The sequence below is a fragment of the Nonomuraea sp. ZG12 genome (assembly GCF_052068115.1).
Lineage (GTDB): Bacteria > Actinomycetota > Actinomycetes > Streptosporangiales > Streptosporangiaceae > Nonomuraea.
In genome coordinates this window covers 35212-61799 of the sequence record NZ_JBQHCW010000007.1, presented here as the reverse complement: position 1 = coordinate 61799, position 26588 = coordinate 35212, and the positions used below count along the sequence as shown (strand labels likewise).

The 26588-nt window shown below is 70.8% G+C and carries 29 protein-coding genes; 18 read left to right on the top strand and 11 right to left on the bottom strand.

Going from position 1 to position 26588, the window contains the following annotated elements; translation table 11 throughout:
* The first annotated feature begins 28 nt into the window (after nucleotides 1-28).
* The 3 genes from ACTMTF_RS20945 to ACTMTF_RS20935 all read left to right on the top strand — a co-directional run bounded on the left by ACTMTF_RS20945 (nucleotide 29) and on the right by ACTMTF_RS20935 (nucleotide 5497).
* Nucleotides 29-2596 (top strand): hypothetical protein, encoded by a 2568-nt coding sequence (locus tag ACTMTF_RS20945; protein WP_441112205.1) that lies wholly within the window; start codon nucleotides 29-31, stop codon nucleotides 2594-2596.
* Between the two features lie 7 nt (nucleotides 2597-2603).
* Nucleotides 2604-4340, top strand: a complete 1737-nt coding sequence (locus ACTMTF_RS20940; protein WP_441112204.1) for a DUF4832 domain-containing protein — start codon at nucleotides 2604-2606, stop codon at nucleotides 4338-4340.
* A gap of 104 nt (nucleotides 4341-4444) precedes the next feature.
* Entirely contained in the window at nucleotides 4445-5497 is a 1053-nt protein-coding gene (locus tag ACTMTF_RS20935; protein ID WP_441112203.1) for a class I SAM-dependent methyltransferase, read from the top strand.
* On the opposite strand, the gene ACTMTF_RS20930 is transcribed toward ACTMTF_RS20935, so the two are convergent.
* On the bottom strand, nucleotides 5488-5928 hold the full coding sequence (locus ACTMTF_RS20930; RefSeq protein WP_441112202.1) for a hypothetical protein: 441 nt from the start codon (nucleotides 5926-5928) through the stop codon (nucleotides 5488-5490). The two genes, ACTMTF_RS20935 and ACTMTF_RS20930, sit on opposite strands and share 10 nt — an antisense overlap.
* A gap of 162 nt (nucleotides 5929-6090) precedes the next feature.
* Between ACTMTF_RS20930 and qcrB the strand changes: the two genes are divergently transcribed.
* From qcrB to ACTMTF_RS20905, 5 genes are all read left to right on the top strand, one after another.
* On the top strand, nucleotides 6091-7704 hold the full coding sequence (gene qcrB, locus ACTMTF_RS20925; RefSeq protein WP_441112201.1) for a cytochrome bc1 complex cytochrome b subunit: 1614 nt from the start codon (nucleotides 6091-6093) through the stop codon (nucleotides 7702-7704).
* Nucleotides 7705-7797: 93 nt separating this feature from the next.
* Nucleotides 7798-8970: a low temperature requirement protein A gene (locus ACTMTF_RS20920; protein ID WP_441112200.1), complete on the top strand. Its 1173-nt coding sequence runs from the start codon at nucleotides 7798-7800 to the stop codon at nucleotides 8968-8970.
* Between the two features lie 100 nt (nucleotides 8971-9070).
* On the top strand, nucleotides 9071-9601 hold the full coding sequence (locus tag ACTMTF_RS20915) for a hypothetical protein (RefSeq protein ID WP_441112199.1): 531 nt from the start codon (nucleotides 9071-9073) through the stop codon (nucleotides 9599-9601).
* An 86-nt stretch (nucleotides 9602-9687) separates the two neighbouring features.
* Nucleotides 9688-10128, top strand: coding sequence for a cupin domain-containing protein (locus ACTMTF_RS20910; protein WP_441112198.1), 441 nt, complete (start codon nucleotides 9688-9690; stop codon nucleotides 10126-10128).
* Between the two features lie 121 nt (nucleotides 10129-10249).
* A complete protein-coding gene (locus ACTMTF_RS20905; protein ID WP_441112197.1) occupies nucleotides 10250-11545 on the top strand; it encodes a helix-turn-helix transcriptional regulator in 1296 nt (431 codons plus the stop codon).
* 78 nt (nucleotides 11546-11623) lie between these two features.
* Here the strand turns inward: ACTMTF_RS20905 and ACTMTF_RS20900 are convergent, their stop codons facing one another.
* The 3 genes from ACTMTF_RS20900 to ACTMTF_RS20890 all read right to left on the bottom strand — a co-directional run bounded on the left by ACTMTF_RS20900 (nucleotide 11624) and on the right by ACTMTF_RS20890 (nucleotide 13619).
* Entirely contained in the window at nucleotides 11624-11974 is a 351-nt protein-coding gene (locus ACTMTF_RS20900; RefSeq protein WP_441112196.1) for a hypothetical protein, read from the bottom strand.
* Between the two features lie 32 nt (nucleotides 11975-12006).
* The gene (locus tag ACTMTF_RS20895) at nucleotides 12007-12747 is read right to left on the bottom strand and encodes an SDR family oxidoreductase (RefSeq protein ID WP_441112195.1); all 741 of its coding nucleotides are present in this window, start codon (nucleotides 12745-12747) and stop codon (nucleotides 12007-12009) included.
* Nucleotides 12748-12884: 137 nt separating this feature from the next.
* Entirely contained in the window at nucleotides 12885-13619 is a 735-nt protein-coding gene (locus ACTMTF_RS20890) for an SDR family oxidoreductase (RefSeq protein WP_441112194.1), read from the bottom strand.
* Between the two features lie 271 nt (nucleotides 13620-13890).
* On the opposite strand from ACTMTF_RS20890, the gene ACTMTF_RS20885 reads away from it, so the two are divergent.
* Nucleotides 13891-14634, top strand: coding sequence for a sigma factor-like helix-turn-helix DNA-binding protein (locus tag ACTMTF_RS20885; protein ID WP_441112486.1), 744 nt, complete (start codon nucleotides 13891-13893; stop codon nucleotides 14632-14634).
* Here ACTMTF_RS20885 and ACTMTF_RS20880 read toward each other — a convergent pair.
* Nucleotides 14543-15199 (bottom strand): TetR/AcrR family transcriptional regulator, encoded by a 657-nt coding sequence (locus ACTMTF_RS20880; RefSeq protein WP_441112193.1) that lies wholly within the window; start codon nucleotides 15197-15199, stop codon nucleotides 14543-14545. The genes ACTMTF_RS20885 and ACTMTF_RS20880 overlap by 92 nt on opposite strands.
* 130 nt (nucleotides 15200-15329) lie before the next feature.
* Between ACTMTF_RS20880 and ACTMTF_RS20875 the strand changes: the two genes are divergently transcribed.
* Nucleotides 15330-15851, top strand: a complete 522-nt coding sequence (locus ACTMTF_RS20875; protein ID WP_441112192.1) for a cupin domain-containing protein — start codon at nucleotides 15330-15332, stop codon at nucleotides 15849-15851.
* Here ACTMTF_RS20875 and ACTMTF_RS20870 read toward each other — a convergent pair.
* Genes ACTMTF_RS20870 through ACTMTF_RS20860 form a run of 3 tightly spaced genes read right to left on the bottom strand, consistent with a single transcriptional unit; the run spans nucleotide 15822 to nucleotide 17109 of the window.
* A complete protein-coding gene (locus ACTMTF_RS20870) occupies nucleotides 15822-16448 on the bottom strand; it encodes a TetR family transcriptional regulator (protein WP_441112191.1) in 627 nt (208 codons plus the stop codon). The two genes, ACTMTF_RS20875 and ACTMTF_RS20870, sit on opposite strands and share 30 nt — an antisense overlap.
* Complete coding sequence (locus ACTMTF_RS20865; RefSeq protein ID WP_441112190.1) at nucleotides 16448-16831, bottom strand: aldo/keto reductase; 384 nt, start codon at nucleotides 16829-16831, stop codon at nucleotides 16448-16450. The genes ACTMTF_RS20870 and ACTMTF_RS20865 overlap by 1 nt, the downstream gene beginning before the upstream one ends.
* The gene (locus ACTMTF_RS20860) at nucleotides 16828-17109 is read right to left on the bottom strand and encodes a hypothetical protein (protein ID WP_441112189.1); all 282 of its coding nucleotides are present in this window, start codon (nucleotides 17107-17109) and stop codon (nucleotides 16828-16830) included. Before ACTMTF_RS20860 ends, ACTMTF_RS20865 begins: the two co-directional genes overlap by 4 nt.
* Before the next feature lie 54 nt (nucleotides 17110-17163).
* Between ACTMTF_RS20860 and ACTMTF_RS20855 the strand changes: the two genes are divergently transcribed.
* Nucleotides 17164-17895, top strand: coding sequence for a MerR family transcriptional regulator (locus ACTMTF_RS20855; protein ID WP_441112188.1), 732 nt, complete (start codon nucleotides 17164-17166; stop codon nucleotides 17893-17895).
* Nucleotides 17896-18005: 110 nt separating this feature from the next.
* On the opposite strand, the gene ACTMTF_RS20850 is transcribed toward ACTMTF_RS20855, so the two are convergent.
* Nucleotides 18006-18374, bottom strand: coding sequence for a hypothetical protein (locus ACTMTF_RS20850; protein ID WP_441112187.1), 369 nt, complete (start codon nucleotides 18372-18374; stop codon nucleotides 18006-18008).
* 237 nt (nucleotides 18375-18611) lie between these two features.
* On the opposite strand from ACTMTF_RS20850, the gene bla reads away from it, so the two are divergent.
* Together bla and ACTMTF_RS20840 are read left to right on the top strand one after the other, a co-directional pair.
* Entirely contained in the window at nucleotides 18612-19541 is a 930-nt protein-coding gene (bla, locus tag ACTMTF_RS20845; protein WP_441112186.1) for a class A beta-lactamase, read from the top strand.
* A gap of 81 nt (nucleotides 19542-19622) precedes the next feature.
* Nucleotides 19623-20333 (top strand): DNA polymerase beta superfamily protein, encoded by a 711-nt coding sequence (locus ACTMTF_RS20840; protein WP_441112185.1) that lies wholly within the window; start codon nucleotides 19623-19625, stop codon nucleotides 20331-20333.
* A 60-nt stretch (nucleotides 20334-20393) separates the two neighbouring features.
* On the opposite strand, the gene ACTMTF_RS20835 is transcribed toward ACTMTF_RS20840, so the two are convergent.
* Nucleotides 20394-21422: a hypothetical protein gene (locus tag ACTMTF_RS20835; RefSeq protein WP_441112184.1), complete on the bottom strand. Its 1029-nt coding sequence runs from the start codon at nucleotides 21420-21422 to the stop codon at nucleotides 20394-20396.
* Nucleotides 21423-21543: 121 nt separating this feature from the next.
* Between ACTMTF_RS20835 and ACTMTF_RS20830 the strand changes: the two genes are divergently transcribed.
* The 4 genes from ACTMTF_RS20830 to ACTMTF_RS20815 all read left to right on the top strand — a co-directional run bounded on the left by ACTMTF_RS20830 (nucleotide 21544) and on the right by ACTMTF_RS20815 (nucleotide 25816).
* The gene (locus tag ACTMTF_RS20830; RefSeq protein ID WP_441112183.1) at nucleotides 21544-22650 is read left to right on the top strand and encodes a sensor histidine kinase; all 1107 of its coding nucleotides are present in this window, start codon (nucleotides 21544-21546) and stop codon (nucleotides 22648-22650) included.
* Entirely contained in the window at nucleotides 22590-23219 is a 630-nt protein-coding gene (locus tag ACTMTF_RS20825) for a response regulator (RefSeq protein ID WP_441112182.1), read from the top strand. The genes ACTMTF_RS20830 and ACTMTF_RS20825 overlap by 61 nt, the downstream gene beginning before the upstream one ends.
* Before the next feature lie 498 nt (nucleotides 23220-23717).
* Nucleotides 23718-24953 carry a cytochrome P450 family protein gene (locus tag ACTMTF_RS20820; RefSeq protein ID WP_441112181.1) on the top strand — a complete coding sequence of 412 codons (1236 nt, stop codon included), beginning with the start codon at nucleotides 23718-23720 and terminating at the stop codon, nucleotides 24951-24953.
* 17 nt (nucleotides 24954-24970) lie between these two features.
* A complete protein-coding gene (locus ACTMTF_RS20815) occupies nucleotides 24971-25816 on the top strand; it encodes an alpha/beta hydrolase (protein ID WP_441112180.1) in 846 nt (281 codons plus the stop codon).
* Here the strand turns inward: ACTMTF_RS20815 and ACTMTF_RS20810 are convergent.
* The gene (locus ACTMTF_RS20810) at nucleotides 25797-26231 is read right to left on the bottom strand and encodes a hypothetical protein (RefSeq protein ID WP_441112179.1); all 435 of its coding nucleotides are present in this window, start codon (nucleotides 26229-26231) and stop codon (nucleotides 25797-25799) included. The two genes, ACTMTF_RS20815 and ACTMTF_RS20810, sit on opposite strands and share 20 nt — an antisense overlap.
* 26 nt (nucleotides 26232-26257) lie before the next feature.
* Between ACTMTF_RS20810 and ACTMTF_RS20805 the strand changes: the two genes are divergently transcribed.
* Nucleotides 26258-26563, top strand: coding sequence for a hypothetical protein (locus ACTMTF_RS20805; protein ID WP_441112178.1), 306 nt, complete (start codon nucleotides 26258-26260; stop codon nucleotides 26561-26563).
* Nucleotides 26564-26588: the final 25 nt, after the last annotated feature.

Here is a 26588-nt window from a genome sequence, read left to right as displayed (position 1 = left end):
TCGTCCGGCAACGAAGGAGCGAACCGCCATGACCCCCCTGTCCGCCCCGCACCGTGCCCGCCGATTACTCCTCGCCGCCATCCTCATGATCGCCACCGTGACCGTGTCCGTGACCGTGCTCGGGCCGGGAAGGGGCGAGGCCGCCGGTTTCGAACTGGGCCGGACCCCCTTCTACGGCAAGGTCCCCACACTCGACCGCAACAGCCGGACCGCCTTCTGGTACGGCCCGCTCGACCAGGCCAAGACCGACCAGCTCAAGGGCTACGACCTGGTCGTGCTGGAACCCACCCTCCGGGTGCTCGACGTGGCCGCCGACCACTTCTACTTCGAGACGGTCACCAGCGCCCAGGTCCAGGAGATCAAGCGAGGGCTCGACGGCGCACTCGGCACGGCCGACGACGTGACCGTGCTCGGCTATCTCTCGGTGGGGGAGATGCTGCCGTCCATCGTCCCCGGCTCCTCCGGCCACATGACCATCGCCAAGGGCATCGAGCTCGGCCTGCTCCCCGCCGGGTACAGCGGGCCGTCCGGGCCGCTGCACGGGCCGAACCCGTGGAACTACGACGCCTCCGGCGCTCACCTGGACGTCGAGGGCGGGGCCGCGCCGGACGGCACCTACGACGACGGCTACGCCGGGTACACCGGGCTGGACATCGCCCCCGACCACTCCTCCTGGGGGAACAGGCTGCGGTGGCGCAACCGCGGCGTCATGCCCTGGTACCTCGACCAGCAGGGCACCTGGACGAACGACGCCAGGTACCTGTACGGCGGGTACTGGAAGGACGGCGACGGCGTCGTGGACGTCAACAAGAACTACGGCGGCGGCTACATCAACGCCGGCGACCCGGCCTGGCAGAAGTTCGTCACCTACCAGGTCGACAAGATCGTGCACGACGGCGAGTACGACGGGGTCTTCCTCGACACCGTCGACACCCCCGACCCCGTGGGGGGAGCGGGCCCGTCGGTCTCCTGGGGGCCGCGCGGCAACTTCGGCTTCACCGCCGAAGGCATGGTCGAGCTCGTGGAGAAGGTCAAGGCGGTGGACCCGGCCAAGGTGGTGGCGGCCAACCGCGGCTACTGGTACTTCAACCCCGACGAGGGCTCATCGCGGTTCGCCGCCCGCTACCGGCACGCGATCAACGTGTTCGTCACCGAGTCCTGGTACTACAACACCTACATCCCCGGCTTCTACGACACCAGTCCCGGCTACGCCGACAACTGGAACACCGTCCCCTCCACACCGACCTACCGGCACCGGGACAACTTCGGCGGCTTCTGGAAGGAGTACGTCAACGCCCAGGCGAACGCCGCCGACGGCTTCAACGTGGTCGTCATCGACTTCCGGGTGCCCGCCTCCGGGACGCACAAGTGGATGAACGAGGTGGTGGCGAACAGCGGCTACCTGGGCTACGACGTGAGCGGCGCGAACCACTTCAACTCCGCGATCTACGACGACGCCAAGCGCTGGCTGGAGGCCCAGGGCCGGGAGGCGCCCAGCCAGGCCGGCGCGCACCCCGTCGACCTGTACGACGGCTTCGTCGCCGACGGGTCCTTCGCCGAGTGGTCCGGCCAGACCCCGATCTTCGACGACGCCGCGGGGAACAACGCCAAGGGCATCACCAAGGTCTACACGAAGTTCGTCCGCGACAAGTTCTTCATGATGGTCGAGGCCAGGCAGGCGCTGAACCTGGCCCAGGAGATGATCTACTTCGACCACGACCGGGACGGCCCCTCCGGGTGGCAGCCGTGGTGGCCCACCTCGCCGGACGCCCGCGTCTACCTGGAGTCGCTGAACCAGGCCTATCTGCTGCCGCACGCCGGGGCCGGGCAGGGCGACGCCTTCAGGTTCGCCGGTCCCAACGCGCCGGCCAACCGGGGCTGGCCGGTCCGCGTGACGCAGTCGGGGAACCGGGCGGAGCTGGAGTTCGCCCGCGACCACGTCTTCCCCGACTCGAAGGCGGGGACGGAGATCTGGACCTGGTTCCGGGTGGCCAACTTCGGCGGCTCCGCCGTCAAGTTCACCATCCCCGGCGGCACCAACCCGACCCCGACCCCGACCCCGACCCCGACCCCGACCCCCACTCCCACCCCCACACCGACGCCCACCCCCACCCCCACGCCGACCCCCGTACCTGGTTTCACCATCGACGGCTCCGCCGCCGACTGGGCCGGCGTCACGCCGCTGATGACCGGCACCTCCGGCGTGCGATCCCTCTCCGCCGTCAGCGACGGCACCAACCTGTACGTGCTCGCCCAGGGAACCGGGCTCAACGTCCTGGAACAGTTCTTCCTCGACACCGACGTCAACCCCGCGACAGGCTTCGCCGCGGCCGGCTGGAGCAACCCGTCCGGCGCCGACCACATGCTGGAGAACGCCAACCTCTACCGGCACGGCGGATCAGGCTGGTCCTGGACCCCACGCGGCCAGGTGTCCTTCGCTCGCAACGCCACCGTCGTCGAAGCCGCCATCCCGATCGCCGACCTCGGCCTCTCGCCCGGCCAACGGCTCAGGCTCGGCTTCATCAAGAACAACTCCGCCGCCGACCGGCTGCCCACCGCCTCCGGCACCCTCCCGACCGTGACTCTCGCCCCCTAGGAGCCGCATGTCGAAATTCACGCGCGTCCTCACCCTCATGGCGTTCACCTGCGCGGCCGTCCTCACCGCGCCCCCGGCGCACGCCGCCATCACCGGCCAGTCGGCCACGAACACGGCCACCACCGTGACGTACCAGTTCGCCCACACCGGCGCCCCCGCCTACGCCCGCACCTACATCGACACCGACCGTGACCCCGCCACCGGCTTCCCCCAGGCCGGCGCGGGAGCCGACTACCTGCTGGAGAACGCCGGCCTCTACCGCCACAACGGCAGCGGCTGGAGCTGGGCGCTCGTCGGGCCGGTCACCTACTCCGACGCCGGCGGCACCGCACGCTGGACGCTGAACCGTACCGACATCGGAGAGACCGCCACACCCAACGACGCCGACCTCGTCTTCCAGGTCGAAGCGCCCCTGGAGACCTCCGCCAGGTACACCCACACCTACAGCGGCGGCGGCGGGAGCGGCAGGACCGTCACCTACACGCCGACCACCGACGCCTTCGCCAACCCCGAACGCGGCCTGTACCACCACACCGGCGACTGCGACAAGAACGACTTCTCCCTGGCGACCCTCCGCGGCTACCGGGCCGACCAGCACATCTCCCTGGTGATGTGCGTCTTCTACCTGGCCGAGTTCAGGAACGGCCCGATCAGCCAGGCCGCGCTGACCCAGCTGCAGCAGCAGCTGGACACCGTCCGGGCGGCGGGCCTGAAGACGATCCTGCGGTTCGCCTACACCGCCGACCCCGACGGCGCCGACGCCCCCAAGGACCGCGTGCTGGCCCACCTGGACCAGCTCGCCCCCTACCTGAGCGGCAACGCCGACGTCATCTACCTGATGCAGGCCGGCTTCATCGGAGCCTGGGGCGAGTGGTACTACACCCAGAACTTCGGCAACGCCGGCACCGTGACCGCCGCGGACTGGGCCAACAGGAAGGCCGTGGTCGACAAGATCCTCGGTGTGCTGCCGCGCGACCGCATGGTCCAGCTGCGCACCCCCAAGTTCAAGCGAACGATGTACGCGACCAGCCCGTTGCCCCCGGGCCAGGCGTACGACGGCTCACCGCTCGCCCGGCTCGGCCACCACAACGACTGCTTCCTGGCCAGTCCGGATGACTTCGGCACCTATGAGAACATCGCCGTCGAGTATCCGTACCTGCAGGCGGAGACGGCGCACGTGGTCATGGGCGGCGAGACCTGCGCCCCCAACCCGCCCCGCTCCGACTGCCCCACCGCCCGTGACGAGCTGACCCGGTTCCACTGGTCCTACCTCAACACCGACTACCACACCGGCGTCCTCGCCGGCTGGAACACCGGAGGCTGCCTGCCCGAGATCACCCGCAGCCTCGGCTACCGCTTCGCCCTGACCAGCGGGACGTACCCCACCACGGCCCCGCGCGGCGGCGCGCTCCCGGTGACCGTCACGATCAGGAACGACGGATGGGCCGCCCCCGTCAACCCCCGAGGCGCCGAACTGGTCCTGCGGAACACCACCACCTCCGCCGTACACCGCCTCCCCCTCTCCGCCGACCCCCGCCGCTGGCAGGCGGGAGACACCACGACGCTCACCCGGACCCTCACCCTGCCCGCCATCCTGCCTCCCGGCGGCTACGAGCTGCTGCTCAACCTCCCCGACCCCCGGCTCCCCGCCCGGGCCGAGTACGCCGTCCGTCTCGCCAACCAGGGCACCTGGGAGAGCGCGACCGGCCTGAACAAGCTCCTGCACACCGTGACGGTGACCTGACCGGCGACCTCCCCGGCTCAGGGCATCGACCGCCCTGAGCTGGGGAGGAGTCACCCGTGGGCGCCGATCCTCGACGAGGTACCGGTAGTGGACGGGGGACGAACATGACCACGAGCACCGACGAGTTCGCCGATCGACTCCTTCGGTCGGCGCTCGGCACCATAGAGCTTCTCTCCATCCACCTCGGCGATCGGCTCGGCTGGTACCGGGCGCTGGCCGAGCACGGCCCGGCCGGCCCCGCCGAGCTGACCGCACGAGCGGGCGGCACCGAGCGGTACGCCCGCGAGTGGTTGGAGCAGCAGGCCGCGACCGGGATCCTGGAGGTCGCGCCGGACGGCCGGTTCGCGCTGCCGCCGGGCGCGGCCGAGGTGCTGACCGACCGGTCCAGCCTGGCCTACCTCGCGCCGCTGGCCCGCATGCTCGCCGCCGCCGCCGAGCAGCTGCCCGCCCTGCTGGACGCCTACCGCACCGGTGGCGGGGTCGGCTGGGCGGCGTTCGGGGCGGACATGCGCGAGTCGCAGGCCGACATGAACCGGCCCTGGTTCGAGCACGCGCTGCCGGACGCCCTGGCCGGGATCCCGGACCTGCACGCGCTGCTGCGCCGCCCCGGCGCCCGCGTCGCCGACGTCGGCTGCGGAGGCGGCTGGTCGGCCATCGCGCTGGCCAGGGCGTACCCGGAGGCGAAGGTCGAGGGTGTGGACATCGACGCGCCCTCCGTCGACCTGGCCCGCCGCAACGCCGCCTCCGCCGGGCTCGGCGACCGTGTCGCCTTCCGCCACGGCGACGCCGCCGCGCTCGGCGAGGGCCGGTACGACGCGGTGTTCGCCTTCGAGTGCGTGCACGACATGCCGCGCCCGGTGGACACCCTCGCCGCCGCCCGCAGGGCGCTCGTGCCCGGCGGCACCGTCGTCGTCATGGACGAGGCGGTCGGCGACACGTTCACCCCGGAGGCGGACGACGTCGAGCGGCTGATGTACGGGTTCAGCCTGCTCATCTGCCTGCCGGACGGGATGAGCGAGCAGCCGTCGGCCGCCACCGGCACCGTCATGCGCCCCGCCACCCTGCGCCGCTACGCCCGGGAGGCCGGATTCGCCGGCCTCGACGTGCTGCCGATCCGTGACTTCGGCTTCTGGCGCTTCTACCGGCTTCACCCGTGACGCAGCTCGCTGAACAGCCTGAGCGTCACCGGTCGCGGGGGCAGCCAGGCGGGCAGACGCAAACGCGTCGAGGAGAACACCGTCTCCAGGACGATCTTCACGTAGGGGCGCTCGCCGGGGATCTCGGCGCACACGACCGAGACGGGTGAGCGCACCGCCTGACGTCCGAATCGCAGCCACGCGTGCGCGTCGCGGTCGAGTTCCGCCGACTCCCAGAGCAGCACCGGCGGCTCGGCGCGGTGTGACGGCAGGGGGAGCCGCAGCGCGAATCCCGCCAGGGCGGCGTTGGGGCGCAGGTAGAAGGCGCCGTCGAGGCGTGGCGGCGCGTACAGGAGCCGAGGACCTCTGCGCCTGCTCGTCGTCAGCCTCACTTCGGTCGCCTCCAGGACGATCCGCCATGAGCCGGGGCCGATGTGTGAGGACGTCGCCATGGATCACCTCGCCGTGGTTCGGAACGCGCGCCAGTCACTCCTAAGACGCGAGACCACCGCTGAATGTGACATCCCACCCACTGCGGCGGGCTTCTGCGATGTCACAAATCCGCGCTCTCCGGCGTCTTAGGTGTGAACGCGGACAGAAAGGGAGTCGCGCCCATGCGAACCGGATCGAAGGCGGTCCCCGGCACCATCGCCCGGACATCGTCGTTCCTTGACGAGCGTCTGGGCGCGGCCCGTTTCCTGAACCGCAACCTGCGCAAGATCTTCCCCGACCACTGGTCCTTCCTGCTGGGCGAGATCGCGCTCTATTCGTTCGTCATCCTGCTGCTCACCGGCACGTTCCTGACCTTCTGGTTCAAGCCGAGCATGGGCCACGTGATCTACGACGGCGCCTACGCGCCGCTGAAGGGCGTGCAGATGTCGGAGGCGTACGCCTCCACGCTGGAGATCAGCTTCGACGTGCGCGGCGGGCTGCTCGTCAGGCAGATCCACCACTGGTCGGCGCTGCTGTTCATCGGCGGCATGATGATCCACGCGCTGCGCGTGTTCTTCACCGGCGCCTATCGCAAGCCGCGCGAGCTCACCTGGATCATCGGGGTCACGATGCTCGCGCTGGCCCTGCTGGAGGGGCTGACGGGCTATTCGCTTCCGGATGACCTGCTGTCGGGCGCCGGCCTGCGGGTCACCGAGGGCGTGATCATGTCGGTGCCCCTGGTCGGCACCTACGTGACGTTCTTCCTGTTCGGCGGGGAGTATCCGGGCGACGACGTCGTCTCCCGGTTCTACTCCCTGCACATCCTGCTCATCCCGGGGGCGCTGCTGGCGCTGATATCGGCGCACCTGGTGCTGATGTGGGTGCAGAAGCACACCCAGATGCCGGGCAAGGGCCGCACCCGCACGAACGTGGTGGGCGCTCCGCTGTATCCGTCGTTCATGGCCAAGACCGGCGCGTTCTTCCTGTTCACCCTGGGCGCGGTGGCGGGGCTGGGCACCTTCGCCCAGATCAACCCCGTGTGGCTGTACGGTCCCTACAGTCCGGCCGACATCTCGGCCGGTTCGCAGCCCGACTTCTACCTCGGTTTCCTGGAGGGCGCGCTGCGCCTGATGCCCGCCTGGGAGGTCAACCTCCTCGGCACCGGCCACGTGGGCACGGTGCCGTTGAGCGTGGTCGTCCCGGCGCTGGTGCCGTTGGGCGTCGTCCTCACCGGAATGCTGCTCTACCCGTTCATCGAACAGTGGATCACCGGCGACAGGCGCGAGCACCACGTCCTGGATCGTCCCCGCAACAACCCGCACCGCACCGCGATCGGCATGACCGCCGTCGTCTTCTACGGCGTGCTGTGGCTGCTGGGGGCCAACGACGAGATCGCGTCCACCTTCCACATCAGCCTGAACGCCACCACCTACGCCGGCCGCGTCCTGGTGATCGCCGGACCCGTGCTCGCCTACGTCATCACCTACCGGATCTGCCTCGGCCTGCAACGCTCCGACGCCGACCTCATCGGGCACGGCGTGCCCACCGGCGTGATCAGGCGCCTGCCCGGCGGCGCGTTCACCGAAGCGCACACACCACTGGCCGAGGACATCGAGGCGCACCTGCGCGGTAAGGAAGCCGTACCGGTGCTCACCGCTCCCAACGGCTCCAGCGTCCCGTCCCCGCGCATGCGCGGCCCTGTCGGCAGGCTACGGGCCAGGATGTCCGTCGCGTACGGCGGGCAGAAGGTCCCCCTGGACGAGGAGCAGGAGCGCGACCGGTCCCTGACCCCCTGAACGTCGCACGGGATCCCGTCGATGACGGCCTGTCGATTACACGATTACAATGCTGCCGATGATCGTTTATTCCAGCCGAGGACGGTTACGGCAGTGATTCTCAGGCCCCGCGAGCGAGCGGCGAAGGTCGTCCCCATCGAGCTCTTCTTCGACCTCGTGTACGTGTTCGCCATCACCCAGCTCTCGCACCTGCTCCTGGAGCATCTCGACGTGGCCGGGGCGGCCCAGACCCTGCTGTTGACGCTGGCCGTGTGGTGGGCCTGGATGTACGCCACCTGGATGACGAACTACCTTGACCCCGATCACCCCGCGATGCGGCTGACGATGGCCGGGATGATGCTGGCCGGGCTGGCCATGGCGGCGGCGCTGCCGCAGGCCTTCGGGGCGCGGGCGCTGTGGTTCGCCGCGGCGTACGTGACCCTCCAGGTCGGGCGGTCGCTGGTGGTGGCGGTCGCGGCGCGGAACGAGCCGATCGGGCACACGTTCCGGCTCATCCTGGCCTGGCACGCGGTGAGCGCGGTGCTGTGGATCGGCGGCGCGCTGGCCGGGGGAACCGGTCAGGTGGTGCTCTGGGTGGCGGCGCTGCTCGTGGAGTTCGTGGCACCCTGGCACGGTTACCGGATGCCGCTGCTCGGCAGAGCCACGACGGCCGACTGGTCGATCGACACCGCGCACATGGCCGAGCGCTGCCAGCTGTTCGTGATCCTCGCGCTCGGCGAGTCGGTGCTGATCACCGGCTTGACGCTGGCCGAAGGCGATCACCTGTCGGCGGCGACCGTGATCGCCTTCGCGGTGGCCTTCCTGACCAGTGTGGCGATGTGGTGGGTGTACTTCGACCGGACGGCGGACGCCGCCGCCGAGAAGGTGGCCGAATCGGACGACACCGGCCGGCTCGGCAGGTCGGCCTACACCTACAGCCACATCCCGATCGTGGCCGGCGTCATCGTCGCCGCCGTGGGCGACGAGCTGGCGATCGCGCATCCACTCGGCGGCATCACGCCCGGCACGGCCCTCACCGTGCTGGGCGGCCCGGCCCTGTTCCTGGCCGGGCACGCGGTGTTCCAGCGCGTCGTGTTCGGCGGCTTCCCGGCCGGGCGGCTCGTCGCCGTCGGCGTGCTCGCGGTGGCCGCGGTGGTGGTGCTGCTGGCGCCGTCCCTGATCCCGCCGCTCGCGCTCGCCGTCCTGGCCGCGCTCGTCGTCGGCGGCGTCGCCGTCTCGGACTCCCGCCGGCACCGCCCCGCGAGCCGGGCGGACCTGGCGGCATAGGCGGAACCGGGCTTTCGCCGAGGACGCCGGGGGTCCTGTCACAGCCGGCCGAGCCGTCCTGTCAGAGGAGGTAACGAGGGACAACGGCAAGGAGCGCGTCATGGATGCCCGTTTGAGTCTGTTCAGCACGCCGGTCGCAGGCGGAAGCCAGGCGCACGCGGCGGTGGTGGTGGTCGGCTGCGTCCTGGCCCTCGTCCCGGCCCTGCTGCCCGGCGCGCGTCCTGCCAGGAGATGGCCGCACGTCGTCATGGCGTCCGGCATGGCGGCCGGGCACCTGGGCGGCTGGTTCCTCTCCGTCGCGGTGCTCGCGCTGCTGACCGCCGGCTGGCTCTGCGGCGCACCCTCCCGCCGCACGGAGACCGGCCATCACATCCCGGACTTCGTGATCATGTCCGTCCTCCTGGTGCTGACAGCGCTCAGCGCGGCCACGCTCGCGGGCGTCTCGTCCGGACACGCGCACGGAGGCGGTTCGCTGGCCCCGGTGGCCTTGGTCATCGGGCTGGCCTGGACCTGCGCCCGGCTCATCCGCATGCTGCCCGGCCGGGACGCGGATCGACGGGCGCTCGGCCAGGACGCGTGCGCGGCGGGGATGGCGGCCAGCATGGCCCTCATGGCGGCGCTGGCCCTCTGACGCCGGTGTCACACATCGGGTCGCTGCCTTGTCTGAGCTGGTACACGGCCGGATCGTGCCGGCCACCGTCCAGCGAAGGAACCCTGATGAGCACCGACCACGCCAACGCGCACCACCTCGACAACCCCGACAAGAGCGGGCCGCCGCCGAAGCTCGACGTGGTCGCCACCGTGCCGGGGGCGCCGCCCGCGCCGGCGGGGGCCGAGGCGATGACGATCCTGGTCACGCTGCCGCCGAACAGCCCCGGTGCGCCGCCCCACCGTCACTCCGGGCCTGCGTACGGGTACGTGATCAAGGGGGCGATCAACTTCGAGCTCGAAGGGGAACCCGTGCGGGTCGTCCGGGCCGGCGAGGCGTTCTGGGAGCCCGGTGGGGACGTGATCCACTACCAGGACGGCAACCACCTCGCGGACGAGGAGTCGGCGTTCGTGGTGACGATGTTCTGCGCGCCCGGCCAGCCGATGCTGACCGTGGTCAGCCCGGAGGAGCTGGAAGAGCGGCGGGACCGTCGCGCCATCGCACGGTGACAACGCCGAAGGCGGGAACCGGTTTCGGTTCCCGCCTTCGACGTTGCGCGAGACAGGCGGAGCCTCTTCGTGGCTCGTGTCACCACCGACGTCTCAGATAGGATTCGACACCGCAGACACCATGCATCGGGCAGCGGCCGCGCTCTACGGCGGCCGGCTCGGTGACGCCGAGCAGGTGGCCGCCGTCTCCAACGCGATCCTGGAGACGACGGCCGCCGCCGGGGACTCCGACCGCGCCAGGGACCTGATCCTGCGCGGCCAGGCGCTGCTCGCCGCCAAAGGGCAGGAGGCCGCGATCGAGACCCTGCGCCGGGCGCAGCAGGCGTTCCTCGAGGAGGCCCCGGACGCGCTCGAGCTGCACGGGATGTGGTTCGCGTCCCGGGGCGCGCAGGACCTCTGGGATCCCCGCGCACTGCGCGCGCTCGCCGATCGGCAGGTCGAGCTCGCCCGCGCCGAAGGCGTCGTGACGGTGCTGCCGATCGCCCTGAGCCTGCTGATGCTGGCGCAGACGGTCGACGGCGACCTGGACGCGGCCGAGGCCTCCTGCGACGAGATCGACGCCATCAAGGACGTCACCGGCAACCCGCTGCCGCAGTACGGGCGGCTCTTCCTCGCGGCGTACCGAGGGCAGGCCGAGGCGACGGAGCGCTGGGCGGAGCAGATCCGAGCCGACGCGTACGCGCGTGGCGAGGGCTACGGGCTGAGCGCGGTCAACTTCTCCGAGGCCATCCTCTACAACGGCCTGGGACGCTTCACCGAGGCGGTGGCCTCCGGCAGCCGCGAGTTGCCGTACACACACGAGCTGAGCCACGCGATGCGCACGCTGCTCGAACTCGTCGAGGCGGCCACGCACACCGGCGAGCACGCGCTCGCCGAGCAGGCGTTCGAGCAGCTGGCGAGCGTCACGCGGCCGGTGGGGACCGGCTGGGCGTTCGCCGTGCTCGCGACGGCGGAGGCGCAGCTGCACGAAGGCGACCAGGCCGAGATCCTGTACCGGGACGCGATCGAGCGCTTCGAGCGCGAGCGGATCCCGATCATGGTGGGGCGCTGCCGCCTGCTGTACGGGGAGGAGCTGAGCCGCCAACGCCGGCACGCCGACGCGCGCGAGCAGTTCAGGGTCGCGTACGAGGTGCTGTCGGCCTGTGGCCTGAACGGCTTCGCCGAGCGCGCCGCGCGCGAGCTGAGCGCGAGCGGCGAGACGGTGCGCACGCGCGCGCGGGGGTCGGCGGCGCGACTCACCGACCAGGAGGTCAACGTGGCGCGTCTCGCCCGCGAAGGACTCACCAACCGGGACATCGGCGCGCGCACCGCCGAGTACCACCTGCGCAAGGTCTTCATGAAACTCGGCGTCAAGGGGCGCGCCGAGCTGAAGACCGCGCTCGCCGAGCTCGACCCGGCGGCGCCGGGCGCCGCATAGCCCACGGGCAGGAGCCCTGACCGTCCCCTTGCGACCGCCCGGGATCGCCCGGCTCGGCCGGTCGCCCAGCACAGGCGCTCACGCGGCCTCCCGATCCGCGTTCCGTACGCCCCTCGCAGCGCCGTACGTGGCTCGCGTGGAGGTCCGGCTGACCGCGTGGATCAGTCGTACGGTGATCTGGCCGGAGGCGAACAGGTGGGCGAAGCGCTCGCCCTGGTGAGCCGCCAGCGCGTGGGCCGGGTGGGCCTGGTGCCGGGTCGCGACGACCGCCGCCACCTGCTCGGCACGTCGCGACCACGACAGCGGCGCCGGGCTCGCGCTGCCGCGACAGGCGGCCGGGATGGCGTGCCGCCTCCCGAGCTGCTCGACGGCGTCGGCGGTCCAGCCGGCGACGTCATCGAACTCGGCGACCATCGCCGCTGCGGTCACAGCACAACTCCTGTTCAGACGCCTGAGCCGGGCTACTTTCCAGACCAGTCGCGGTAGTGGATCTCGCCGAGCACGGCGCCGTCATCCGGGACCAGCGACCGCTCGCTCAGCTCGCTGCCGAAGTAGCGCCCGTGCGGGTCGGTGACCACCTCGCGCTGGTCGCCCCAGGCCGCCAGCGCCTTGCGGAAGAACTCGTCCATCCGGTACTGCTCGGGCCCGGCGATCTCGATCCTGCCGTTCAGCGGCGACCCCACCGCGGTCCGGCCGACCGCCTTGGCGACATCGTCGCCCGCGATGGGCTGGAACAGCACCGGGGCCATGTGCACCTTGCCGTCCACGGTGGCCTCGTCGGCGATGCCGCGGGTGAACTCGAAGAACTGGGTCGAGTGCACGAGCGAGAACGGGATCCCGGACTTCTCGATCAGCTGCTCCTGGGCGATCTTCGCCGCGAAGTAGCCGTTCTCCGGCATCCGCTCCGTGCCCACGATCGACACCGCGACGTGGTGGCCCACGCCCGCCTTCGCCTCGGCCGCGAGCAGGTTGCGGGTGGAGGTCTCGAAGAACCTCAGCACCGCGGCCCTCTCGAACGACGGGGAGTTGGACACGTCGATCACCACCTGCGCGCCCTCCAGCACCTCCGCCAGCCCCTCGCCGGTGAGGGTGTCGACGCCGGTGTTCGGCGACGCCGCCACCGCCTCGTGACCGTGCTCGGTCAGCTTCGCCACCAGCTTCGACCCGATCAGGCCGGTCCCGCCGATTACTACGATCTTCATCGCGATCCTTTTCTGTCCGCCGGGCGCTTGGTGCCACCCGGTCGCCAGTTAAGACCGGACAGCCTTCAGGCTTGTGACGGCTGCCGCGAAATTCCTGGTCACCGGCGGCCTGCCATGGGCGCCGCCCCGCCGACCGGTCAGCGCGCGAGCCACTCCCGATAGGTGGTCCTGGCGATGACGGCGCCGTTCTTGGCGATGAGGGCGTAGCCCGAGGCGGCGGCGTACATGCCGGCGCCGTCGTCGGTGACGACGGTGCGGTGGTCGCCACGGGCGGCGAGGGTGATCCTGCCCAGCTCGTCGAGCGCGAAGACCTCGGGACCGGCGATGTCCCGGGTGCCTCCCAGCGGGACGCCCACGCTGACGTCGGCCACGGCCTGGGCGACGTCATCCGCGGCCACGGGCTGCATGAGGGTGGCGGGCAGGCGGACGGCGTGCTCGTCGGAGGTCCAGGACAGCACCGTGTCGACGAACTCGAAGAACTGCGTGGCCCGCACGATGGAGTACGGCACCGGGCCGGCCTTGAGGATGTCCTCCTGCAGCACCTTCGAGCGGTAGTAGACCAGGTCGGGCACCTGGTCGGCGCCCACGATCGACAGGATGACCGCGTGGCCGACGCCGGCCGCCGCGGCGGCGATCACCAGGTTGCCCATGGTCTTGCGGAAGAAGGCCGGTGCGGCCTCGTCGAAGGTCGACGGCTTCGTCAGGTTGACGACGACGTCGGCGCCCGTCAACGCCTCCGGCAGGCCCTCGCCGCTGGTCAGGTCCAGACCGGTGGACCTCGAGTGCGGCACCGCCTCGTGCCCGCGCGCGCTCAGGATCCTGACCACCCGGGATCCGATGAGGCCCGTCCCGCCGATGACGGCGATCTTCATCTTTCAGCCTCCTCAAGGCGGTTGTCTGCTACGACCCGACACCACGCGGGTCCGTGACAGGCCCGGTGTCACGGATCCGGCGGCCACCTGGTCCGTAGGGACAAGTCCCCAGCTAGGGGGCGATCTACCCCAGTGCCCCCCTGGGCATCCGCAACGGACCGCCAGGGTATCGACCAGGCTCTTCCCAGGGCGCGATGGAGGGGCTCCGAAAGCGACCGTGGTCACGCAGGCATTGCCGACGCCGCGTACGAACGGAGCCGAGATCGTGACCATGAACGTGCTGGAGCCGCACGGCGACCCCGTGGGGCCGTCGGTCAGAAACCGGGACTTAGCCGCTTCGGCGTTCGTCGGAGTCGCGCCCCGGCTCTTCGCGATCGGTCTGCGCGTCCTGGGAGACGCGGGTGAGGCCGAGGACGTGGTGCAGGAGACGTGGCTGCGGTGGGCGGGCACCGACCGCTCGGTCGTCATCAGCCCGCCCGCGTTCCTGGCGCTGACCACCACCAGACTCGCCATCAACGTCGTGCAGTCCGCCCGCAGGCGGCGCGAGACCTCCGCCGGCCCCTGGCTTCCCGAGACGCCGGACGGCTCCGTCGGCCCCGAGACGGCGGCCGAACGTCACGAGGCCGTCGACGCCGCGATCCGGCTGCTCCTGGAGAGACTGACCCCCGCCGAGCGAGCGGTCTATCTCCTGCGCGTGGCCTTCGACTATCCCTACCGCCGGATCTCCGAGATCCTCGGCCTGGGCGAAGACCACGCGCGGCAGCTCGTACGACGCGCCCGCGGTCACCTCGGCGCCGAGCGGCGCAACCCGGTGAGCACCACCGCGCACCGGCGCCTCGTACGGACGTTCCTCGCCGCCGCGCAGACCGGCGACGTCGCCGAACTCGAAGATCTGCTGTCCGCCGACGTCCGGCCTCGTACGGTCATGGACGTCGCAGCTCCTCAAGAGCCTCGCTCAGCGCGGGAGCCGGCGCGAGGTCGTGGGCGGCGCGGATCGCGCCCGACAGAAACCTGATCCAGATGCCGACCAGCGCCACGGTCTCGTAGGGCCGGCCGCTCCTGAGCCAGAGGAGGGCGGTCTCGTCGCAGGCGGCGGCGAACCCGCGCAGGGGCAACTGAAGCGCCGGCTCGTCCGCGTCGAGGCCGAGCAACCGGCAGATCGCGCGGAGCCCCTCCCGGCGCGTCGCCTCGAAGGCCTCCCATGCCACGTCGGTGCCCTCCGCGCGGCGCAGGATCAGGTTGAGGGCGGCGTCCTCGTGCTCGGCCAGGAATTCCAGATGGGCGATGAGATGACGGCGGAGACGTTCGAGGACGGGCCCGTCGCCGTCGATCTTCGCGGCGGCGCGGAGTCGCCGGTCGATCTCGCGTACGGCCTCCGCGTAGAGGCTCTCCTTGCCGTTGAAGTGGTGGGACAGAAGTCCGTGGGCGACCCCGGCTGAGCGGGCGATGTCCCCGACGGTGACGTCCGCGTAGGGGCGCTGCGAGAAGTTCTCCAGTGCGGCGTGCAGCAGCTTCTGGCGCGTCTCCTGGGCGGCCAACTGCCGCCGCGTGGGCGGCTTGCCTGCGACGGACCCGGTCACGTCTGATCCTCCCGGTGATGCGACTTGTCCCAGCCCTCAGGGTATTCCAAGATCATCGATGAGAGTAGTTGATTGACTGGCATTCAATGAATTACGATCAATGAAAATCTGGTCGAGAAAGGATCACAGCATGGCCCTCAACCTGCCGCTGCCCCCCAAGGATGACCCTGTCTGGACGGCCGCCAACGGCTTCGTCGTCCGTAAGGACGGCGGCGTCATCCGGCTCACCGGACACGAGACGATGGCGGTCAAGGTCACCGGAGAGCAGACCGACGGCGCGTTCGCCTTCATGGACGGCATCATCGAGCCCGGCCACGGCAACCAACCGCACATCCACTCCAAGGAGGACGAAGCGTTCTACGTCGTCTCCGGAGAGTTCTCGTTCATCAACGGAAACCAGAAGATCACGGCCGGCATCGGCGATTTCGTGTACATCCCGAAGGGCACCCGCCACGGCTTCAAGAACATCAGTGCGGAGCCGGCCAGGCTCCTCGTCTTCTACATGCCCGCCGGGCCCGAAGCCTTCTTCCTGGCGTACGGCGAGACGGACCGGGCTCCGGAGCCCTGGCCGGATGAGAAGTTCAACGAACTGGTGGACATCCTGGGCGCCCACAACATGGTGCTACTCCCGGGTGACCACGACTGGGACTGAGCCGTCCGTTCGTTTCTCCAGGCCGTTGAGAAGCAGGGTGCACATGGTGTCGAGCTGAGCCTCGATGCCGGGTGTCTCCCATTCGGAGGCGTGCGCGGGATGGTGGAAGCGGGTGGTGGCGTCGAAGACGGTGTGCGCGGCCTCGGCCGGGTCGCAGGACTGGAAGGCGCCACCGGCGATCCCGTCGGCGAGGATGGCCCGCAGCTGGCCGAGGAGGTCCGCCACGTGGTCGGCGGCCACGCTGCTGTGCTCGGCGGCGAGGATTCCGTAGGCCGCGTACAGCTCCGGGTCGTCGCGGACCTTCGCCTTCTTGGCGGCGAGCACCGCGGCGAGCCAGGCGCGCAGCCGCTGCGGCGGCGGGAGCTCGGTGTCGCCGGCGATCGCGGCCAGGGTGTCGCGGTCGTGGCTCAGCCAGCGCCGGGTGACGGCCTCGCGGAGCGCCGTCTTGGAGGGGAAGTGCCGGTAGACGGCGGTGTGGCTGACCCCGAGCGCCCGTGCCACGTCCAGGACCGTCGCCTTGGCGGGCCCGTGGCGGCGCAGCGCCTCTTCGGTGGCGGCCAGGATCGTGTCCGCGTCCAGCGGTGGGTTCGCCGGCATCAGCGCTCGCTGTCCAGCAGGGCGAGCAGGGCGGGGGCGTAGCGTTCCCCGGCCGCGGCCGTCCTCGGGACCGCCTGCTCGATCGCGGTCAGGTCCGCGTCGGTGAGCTCCAGGGCGGCCGTGGGCAGGGCCTCCGCGATCCGCTCGGGCCGCTTGGCCCCGACCAGGGCGACGATGTCGTCGTGTGCCCTGCCCTGCGCGAGCACCCAGGCGATCGCCAGCTGCGCCACCGTGACCCCGAGGGCGTCGGCGATCTTCGTCAGCTCCCCGACCAGCGCGAGGTTGCTCTCGACGTTGCCCTCGGCGAAGCGCGGCAGGTGCGCGCGGGTGCCCGCGCCGCCCATGGCCGGCCGCCAGTGTGCAATTTTGAAACCTGTCCTCAACGGTCGTCGGACGGTGCCCGCAACAGCCGGTCCAGTTCGCCCCCTGCCGCGTCGTACCCGGCGTCGGAGATCCGTTGCAGCTCGCTCAGGTCGCCGGCCGCCACCGCGCGGCGAGTGAGCAGGAACCCGGCGCGCATGGATCCCTCGTCCAGCAGCTCGCTCAGCTCCCCGAGGTCGCCGGCCGCGTCGGCGAGGTCGGCCAGCCGGTCCAGAGCGGTCTCGTTGCCCTCGTCGGCCAGCGCGCGCAGGGTCTCCCGATCGATGTTCGTGTTCGCCATGACGTCATGGTGCAACCCTGCCCCTGGGGAAGGGTCAAGTGGGACGATGGCCAGGTGATCACCATCGGGCAGCTGGCCAGGTGCGTCGGCGTATCGATCAAGACCATCCGCGTCTATCACGACAGAGGGCTGCTCCCGGAGCCCGGCCGCGACGCGTCCGGCTACCGGCGATACGGCGCCGACGACGCCATCGACCTGATCAAGATCCGGACGCTCGCCGAGTCCGGCGTCCCCCTCGCCCGTATCCGGGACCTGAGATCGGCGACCGACGAGGAGTTCCGGCGGGCGCTGCGTGACATCGACGACGAGCTCGCCGGCCGCATCCGTGGCCTGCGGGCGACGCAGGGGCGCCTGCGCCGGCTCGCCGCCGGGCGGCTGACACCGCTGCCCGCCGAGGTCGGCGCCCATCTGGAGCACCTGACCCGCTGGGGGTTCACCCCTCGGTGGGTGAACCTGCAACGCGACCTGTGGATCCTCGTGTTCGCCACGCACCCGGACCGGGCGATCGTCCTGTTCCGGGACCAGGCCGAGACCCTGGCCGACCCGGCGCTACGGCGGCTCTTCCTCGACTACGACCGCGCGTACGACCTCGACGCCGGCGATCCCCGTATCGACGACCTCGCCCGCCGGATCGCCGAGGCGACCAGGGCACGTTACGGAGCCGACGAGCCGCCCGAGCTGGATGCGGCCTCCGAGATCCCCGCCCTCATCCAGGGCACGGTCAACGCCTCGTCCCCGGCGTGGCGGCGCCTCGACACCCTCATTCGCGCACAACCGCACGGGTGACGCGCACCCGTGGTGCGAGCCTGCGCCCGGTGTGAAACGCCGCCGGCCCTTCATGGCCGGGCCGGCGGCGAGTGCCTCAGCGGCCGGGGATCAGGCCGGGACCTGACGGCTCAGGACCACGTGCACGCGCCTCGGCGGGCTGAGAAGACTTCGAAGCCGAAGTCCTCGACGGTCTCCCAGGGTGAGACCTCGCGGCGGTCGCCGTTGAAGCCGGGCGCCGAGAAGAAGCACCAGGGTTCGGGGGTCTGGTTCACCGCCCGGACGACGGGCGGGACGATGACGGGCTCGTCTCTGACGATGATCCTGAGCTCGCCCTGCGCGGTCTGGGCGCAGACCGCGAGAATCCTGGGGCAGGGCACCTGGGCGGCGGCTGTGGTGGAGCTGGCGGCGGAGGTCGCGGCTGAGGCGGGCAGGGCCAGCCCGGCGGCGGCCGTCACCGCGGCCAGCAGTACTGCGGTCCTGCGGAGGAGGGTCGTCATGGGGGACTCCTTTGCTGTGCGGTGAACGCCTGCGGTGGCAGACACCTCACTTAACAACACTGCGTAGTCGTATGACAACGGAGAGTAACGAAAGCCTGGCGTTCGGGCACTGGGCTCACCGAGCGGCGCGACGGCCACTCCTCTGCTGGAGAGGGCTATCGATATCCGTGCCGATATGACGAAATGGCCAATATCGATATTGGACGTAACCGGCCGGTTCCTGATCTTCTCTTCGGCATGACACACCATCTCCGACTGCGACTCGGGGTCGCTCTGGCCGCTTCCGCGCTGCTGGGCGGTCCCGCCCCTGCGGCGAGTGCCGTCACGGGCGAGACGAGTGCCTCCGGCCCGGACTTGACCAAGACGCTGCGGGCACTGGAGAAGTCCTACGACGGGCGGATCGGCGCGGTGGGCATCGACCTGGGGACAGGTAAGACGGTCGGCTACCGGGCAGGCGAGCGCTTCCCGTTCAACTCCAGCTTCAAGGCGTTCGCATGCGCCGCGGTGCTGCACCGAGCGCGCACCAGCGCCCCCGGGCTGATGGACAAGGTGATCCGCTGGAAGCCTGCCGAAATGGCCGAGCTGACCGCGAACTCCCCAGAGACCACCGAATACACCGACACCGGCATGACCCCCGCCCAGCTGTGCCGCGCCGCGATCACCAAATCAGACGGTTTCGCAGGCAACACGCTGCTGAAGCAGATCGGCGGGCCGCACGGGCTGACCCAGTTCTTCCGCGCCACCGGTGACCGGACGAGCCGCCTGGACCGGATGGAGCCCACGCTGACCCACTGGGCACCCGGTGAACAGCGCGACACCACTACCCCCGTGGCGGCCGCACAGACCTTCACCAAGCTCACCACCGGTAAGACCCTGGACACTCGCGACCGGGCACGGCTGGTCGGCTGGCTGAAGGCCGGCCTCACCGGCGCGAACCGGATCCGGGCGGGTCTCCCCAAGGGCTGGACGGTCGGCGACAAGACCGGCACCGGCGGCGCGAGCAACCACGGCACCGCCAACGACCTCGCGATCGTCTGGACACCCGGATCGAAAGCGCCGATCATCCTGTCGGTGTTCACCAATCGCAACACCGACAACACCCCGCACGATGACAAGGTGATCGCCTCCACCGCGACCGCGCTGGCCAAGGCTCTCGGCAGGTTGTGACCGGCCGGCAAGCCGTGGTTTCGGGTCGTGGCAGGCAGAACCTCGCCGACATGATGCCGAACGCCTGGGAAAGCGGGGAGTATGACAGTGCTCATGGGAGTGGTGGGATCGACTGCCTACGGGCTGGCCACCGAAGATTGCGAACCGGCAGTGCTCGGCGTCTATCTCGCGGACGCCGAGGACGTCTGCGGCCTGCGCGGGCCCGCCGCCCTGACGCGCACCTACGTGAGTCCCGATGGCAGCCTCACCATGCACGAGTTGTGCCGATTCGCGACCCTCGCGCTCGAAGCCGATCCGGCGGCGAGCGAACTGCTGTGGCTGGACTCCTACACGGTCCGAACGGAGGAAGGCCGTGCGCTCATCGACATTCGCGAGGCGTTCCTGGCGGCCCCGCGCGTGCGCGAAGCCTACGCGAACGCGGCGCTGCGGTCGTTCCGCCGAGTTTCATCGTCGCCTCATGAGGACCGGGACGAATTCAGCGGCGACGACGCGCTCGCCGAGCGCACCGTCCGGCACGCCCGGTCCTGCGTGCGGCTCCTGCGGCAGGGGCGCGCGCTGCTGACGACCGGGCGGCTGGTGATCGACATGTCGGAACAGCGGGAGGACGTGTTCGCCGCCGGTCGGCTGGCCACGCTCAACCCGAAGGCATTCTCCACCTTCGTCAACAAGGAACTGGCGGCGCTGGGCTCGATCGAATCGGGGCTGCCCGACAGCCCCGATACCGAGCGCGTGAATGCCGTTCTGGTCGAGCTGAGAATGGCGAGCCTGCGGCAGGCGGCCGAGAAAACCTGACGCATTCGTCCGTCACTTCAGTTCATGGTCGAACTGTTCGAGCGGGTCCCCAGCTCACGATCAGGGCCGCGACTTCAGCGACTCGGCCTTCGGCTCACCCTTGTGATGGACGGCCGGCCCGTTCGGGTCGTCCTTGCGGCGCAGGTGGTAGGAGACGGTGGCGGTGGCCAGGGCGGCGCCCCAGATCGGCCAGAAGCACTCCGGCAGCCAGGCGCCCCATTCGGCCATGCTGAACCGGCCTGCGATCGTCCACCGGATGTAGGACAGCCCGGCCACGGTGATGATGATCGAGACGAAGCCGGCCGGGATGACCGCCAGCAGGGGCGGTACCCGCCGCCCGCGCAGGCCGAGGATCCAGCGCGGGAAGACCTCTCCCCAGCGCTGAACCAGCCCGAGGGTGAGCACGCCGCCGAATGCGCCGAAGGTCGCCAGATAGGCGCCCGCGAGCCACAGGCCGTCCTCGCCTTCGGCCAGGAACTCCGGGCTCACCCCGAGCGGGATGCCCAGCGCCCACGCCCAGCGGGTGATGCAGTACACCAGAGGCACCACGACGGCCACGTACACGGCGGTGCGCCCCCGCTGCGGGGTGAACCAGCGCGTACGGCCCTGACCACGGCCATACGCCAGCGCCGTCGCGGCCAGCAGCAGCCCGCCCAGCACGCAGACAAGCTGATTGAGGACGGGCCATGGCCAGGCATCGGCGAAGCCGACGCCGCCCAGGTTCCAGCCGAAGGCCGGCGCCACCAGCAGCAGCGGCGTGTAGGCGACGCCCATCATCAGGCGCGAGTCGGGAATCACCAGGACCAGGATCGCGGCGATGGGCCACGCCAGGAACAACGGAGCACGACGGTCGTCCCTGCGGGTGAGCATCAGCGCCGTCACCGCGGTGATCAGGCTGAACGCGGCGATCCACCAGCCGAAGCGCGGTGTCGTCCCGGCCAGGATGGACAGTGCCCCGTCCGGGTCGGGGTCGGAGGCGCCCCAGGGGAAGCCGGGCAGCCCGAGCGCCCACGCCGAGCCGAGCAGGCCGTAGGCCAGCGCCCACAGTGCCGTCGCGTAGCCTCGCCAGGCGGAAGTGATGGTTTTCATGTGATCAGCGTCGCCGGGGGGCAGCCCGGCGGACCAGATGCCGTTCGGCACCTCTGGCGACTGCCAAAGGTGCCGAACGGCACCTTTGGCCGGATTTGAGGGCGGACGTATCGTCGGTTCGGTGAGTTCGATGTGGATTGCCGCGTGGCTGTCGCTGCTGGTTCCCGTGACAGCGGCGGTGGCGGTGCTGTGGCGTCCGGCGCTGAGGTGGCGGCTGCCCGCCCTGACGTGCGTGGCGGCGGCCGGCTCGCTGGCCCTCACGCTGGCTCACGTCGTCGGCGCCGCCCGGCCCGCGCCGCAGGCCGCCGCACTGGGCATGATCGAGAGCCTCGCGCTCATGGCGCTGGTCGGCCTGGTCATCCGGTACGCGCCGGCACGGCGGGCGGCGGTGGCCGCGGCTGCGGCAGGCATGGCCGCGGCCACCTGGCTGCTGCGCTTCCTCACGCCCGCCTCGCCGCTGGAAGGGCTGGGCGCGTGCGCGTTCTGGGGGTCGGGCGCGCTCCTCGCCGCCGCCGTGGGCGGTTACCTGCGTTTCCTCGATGTACGGCAGACCCGCGCCGTGGCCGACACCCGCACCGCGTTGCGCCTGCAACTGGCCGGCGACCTGCATGACTTCGTCGCCCACGACATCAGTGAAATGGTGGCCCACGCCCAGGCGGGCAGCGTCGCGGGCGATCCGCTGCAGGCGCTCGAACGCGTCGAAGCGGCGGGCCAGCGCGCCATGTCGATGCTGGACCGTACGTTGGACATGCTCCACCACGACCGGCCTCTCACCTCCACCGGTGACCTCAGCGGCATCCGTGAGGCAGCCGAACGTTTCTCCGCAGCCGGCCCCGCGCCCGTCCACCTGCGCATGGACCCGCAGGTGGCGGTCCCGCCGGAGACGGCGGCCCTGGCGTACCGGATCGTGATCGAAGGCCTCACCAACGTCCGGCGGCACGCTCCTCAAGCCGGCCGCGTCGACCTGGGCATCACCGCCGGATCCGGCCTCCTGGAGATCGCGATGACCAACGACGGCGTGACCCGGGCGCGAAGCGGCCGGCGCGGCGGGTCGGGCCTTCCCGGCCTCACCGCGCTCGTCCGGGCGCAGGGCGGCGAACTGGTCACGCAGGCCGTACCGGATGGGTGGTCGCTGACCGTGTCCCTGCCGCTGGCACAATCGCCGGAGTGTCCACCCGCATCCTCATCGCCGATGACCAGGAAGGCATCCGAAGCGCCTTCCGCATGATCCTCGATGCCCAGCCCGACATGACCGTGGTGGCCGAGGCCGCCGACGGGCGCACCGCGATCGACACCGCGAAGGCGATCACACCCGACGTCGTGCTCGCCGACATCCGGATGCCCGGTGCCGACGGCATCGAGGTGGCCCGCACCCTCGCCGACACCGGAATCCACGTGGTGATCGTCACCACCTTCGGTCTCGACGAGTACGTTCACGCGGCACTGCGGCACGGCGCCGCCGGGTTCATCCTCAAACGCTCCGGGCCTACGCTGCTCGTCGAGGCCATCAGGGCCGCGATGAACGGCGACATGCTCATCAGCCCGCAGCTCACCGTCCGGCTGCTGCGCCGACACGGCCTGCCGCACGAGAGGCCGGATGTCGTCCTCACCGAGCGGGAGGACGAGGTCGTGGCACTGCTCGCGCACGGCAGGACCAACGCCGAGATCGCCGCGGAACTCTTCCTCTCCCCGGGCACCGTGAAGAACCACATCGCGGTCATCCAGCGCAAGACCGGCGCCAGAAACCGCGTCGCCATCGCGGCCTGGGCATGGGCGACCGGCAGAGCCGAGCCCTGATCGCGTACACCGGCCGGTTCGTGCCAGTGCCGCTGGTCTGTCAGGAGCGTCGCCGCCCGCGAAGTCCTGCACCTCCACACCCGCGAACATCAGGATCTGAACCCGTATCACCCCGTCGCGCTTCGGCTTGCCCGTAGCCCATGCCGCGGGCGTCGCCGGCGATCCGAGCGTGGCGGCACCCGTCGCGGCGGCCGATGTCCTGAGAAAACATCTGCGTTCCATGGTCCGGCCTTGCGAAGGATGCTTACTTCGACATGGAACTAACGGATCATGTGTCGTTCACGAGTAAGGCCGTGAAGCTTCCGTGGAACTCCTCGGTGCCGAACTCACCGGCCGGTCATGGCGGACTTCCGCGCCGGTGGCCGTGACTTGGTGCCAGGCGCGTACTACTTTGCCAAAGGAGAACGCGTTCCAAGACTGTCGACCTCGACCGAGCAGGCCGCGCGCCCGTGCCGACCCGATCGACCACGTTCCGCGACCGTGACTCTGGAGAAGATCATGGATAACCATGCCGACGTCGTCCCCTTCGTCCTCGATCCCAGTGGCCGCGACGTCCTCGGTGAGGCCGAGCGCATCCGCGCGCTCGGCCCGGTCGCACGCGTGGAGTTGCCCGGTGGTGTGCGGGCGTGGGCGGTGAGCGACCAGGGGCTGATCAGGCGCCTGCTCGTCGATCCGCGGGTGTCCAAGGACGCCTACCAGCACTGGCCGGCCTGGATCAACGGTGAGATCACCCCGGACTGGCCGCTGTTTCCCTGGGTGGCCGTGCGTAACATGCTCACGGCCTACGGTCCCGACCACCGTCGGCTGCGCGGGCTGAGCGCCGGCGCCTTCACCGCACGCCGCGTCACCGCGCTGCGGCCGCGCATCGAGGAGATCACCGGCGACCTGCTGGACGAGCTGGCCGGCCTGCCCCGGGAGGAGCCTGTCGACTTACGCGACCGTTACACCTATCAGCTGCCGATCAGGGTGATCTGCGAGCTGTTCGGCATCGGTGACGAGGGCACCCGCCAGGAGGTGGCCCGTTGCGTGGACGCGTTGTTCAACATCGGGAAGGCGCCCGAGGAGACCGTCGCCGCCTTCCCGCGCCTGCAGCAGATCCTCCGGGAGCTGGTCGCGGAGAAGCGCGAGCGACCTGGCGACGATCTTTCGTCGGCCCTGATCGCCGCCCGCGACGACACTTCGCCGCTGTCCGAGGAGGAGTTGGTCGACACGCTGGGGTTGTTCGTGAGCGCGGGCCACGAGACCACCGTCAACCTGCTCGGCAACGCGATCGTCGCGCTGCTCACCGACCCCGGACAGCTCGGCCGTGTCCGCGACGGGGACGCCACCTGGGAGGACGTGATCGAGGAGGCGCTCCGCAACCAGGCGCCGGTGCCCAACCTGCCGCTGCGTTTCGCCGTCGAGGACATCGACCTCGGCGACGGCGTCACGCTGCGGGCGGGGGAGGCCATCCTCGTCTGCTACGGGGCCGCCGGACGTGACCCGCTCGTGCACGGGCCGGACGCCGGCCGGTTCGACGTCACACGCCCGGCCAAGGACCACCTGACTTTCGGCTACGGCGCGCATCACTGCCTCGGCGCGCCGCTGGCCAGGCTGGAGGCCGCGATCGCGCTCCCCGCGCTCTTCGAGCGTTTCCCGGACCTGGCCATGGCCCCCGAGCCCGGCGGGTTGCTGCCGCTGGAGTCCTTCGTCTCGAACGGGTACCGCGCCCTGCCCGTCAGGCTCGCGTCCTAGAAGCCAGGGAGCCCTCCATGTACGCCACCTCCACGCTGGTACTCGTTCACGGGTTCTGGCACGGCTCCTGGTGCTGGAGCCGGGTCATCCCCCATGTGGTGGCCGCCGGTCGGCTTGCCGTCGCGGTGGACCTGGCGGGGCACGGGCTGTACGCCCGCCGGCCCCGGTGGTTCACCGAACAGCCGTACGATCCCGAGGCGGTCGGTACGGAGGTCTCGCCCGTGGCGGACGTGAGCCTCGACGACGCGGCCGAGTTGCTGACCGCGCAGATCAAGCGGATCGGCGGTGGCGGGCCGGTCACGGTGGTGGCCCACAGCGCGGCCGGGCCCGTACTGATGCGTGTGGCCGAGCGGACGCCCGATCTGGTCGCGCACGCGGTGTACGTCTGCGCGTACATGCCGGCGTCCGGCGTGCCGGCCGGGGCGTACTCGCAGCTGCCGGAGGCCGCCGATGACCAGGTCGTGCCGTTGGTGCGGGGCGAGCCCGGCCGGATAGGCGCGGTGCGGCTGGACTTCGCCACGGACGACGCGTCCTACCGGCGGCGGCTTCGCGAGGCGTTCTACGGTGACGTCGACCCGGTCCTCGCCGACGCCGCCACCGGCCTGCTGACGCCCGACGGTCCGCTCGGCATCATGCTCGGCACCACCACCCTGACCCACGACGGCTGGGGATCGGTGCGGCGCACGTACCTCACCTGCAGCAGGGATAAGGCGATCGGGCCGGCGCTGCAGGCGAGGTTCATCGCGGAGGCGGATGCCGCCTTCCCGGACAACCTGACCTCCGTCGTCACGCTCGACGCCTCCCACTCGCCCTTCCTCTCCATGCCCGGCGAGCTGGCCGGCATCATCGCTTCCCTCGGCTGACGCGCCGCCAGCCGACGACGATCAATGCGATCAGGCCGATCAGAGGTCCGGAGCTGATGGCCCAACTGATCGCCAGCGGGGGACCGGGCTGCTCCAGCAGGGTGAGCTTGAGCTCACCGGTCCCCGGCCCCTGCGGGCCGTCGATGGTGAACCGGAACGTCCACGCGCCCGGTTCGTCCAGCGACTGGACGTCCAGGCCCCACACGTCGCGTTGGCGGGGGTGGCGGGCCAGCTCGCCCTCGTGGCGGGAGCCGTCGGGACCGGTCACGGTGAGAGTGCCGCTCTTGCCCTTGATGCCGCCGTCGGGCTCGAAGGTGTAGTCCAGCGACTGCATGGCCTTCAACGGCCAGACGCTGAAGCCGACGGTGACCGGGTAGGGCCCGGCCTGCACCTGTTCGGTGTGTACGGCTTTCACCGGCTCCGCGGCCGGTCGGGTCCAGCGTGGCGCCCGGCGTGGGGAGCGGCGGCGCGCTCCACGACAGCGTCACCGCCGTCACCGCCACGGCCAGCGCCGCCACCGCGCCCGTGGCGGGCACCAGCGCGGCGGCCCCCGGGCGGCGGACCGCGACCACCAGCGTCACCAGCATCAGCACACCTGTGGTGACGAATCCCGCGGTCGTCGTCTTCTCCAGCGGCGACAGCACCCGTGCCGGCACGATGAAGGGGATCGTCGCGATCCGCTCGCCGTCGTCGATCGTCAGCTCCCACAGGCCGGCGCCCGGCGCCGAGAGCGCGCCGGCGCGGTAGAAGCCCGGCTGCGCGCCGAGCCGTA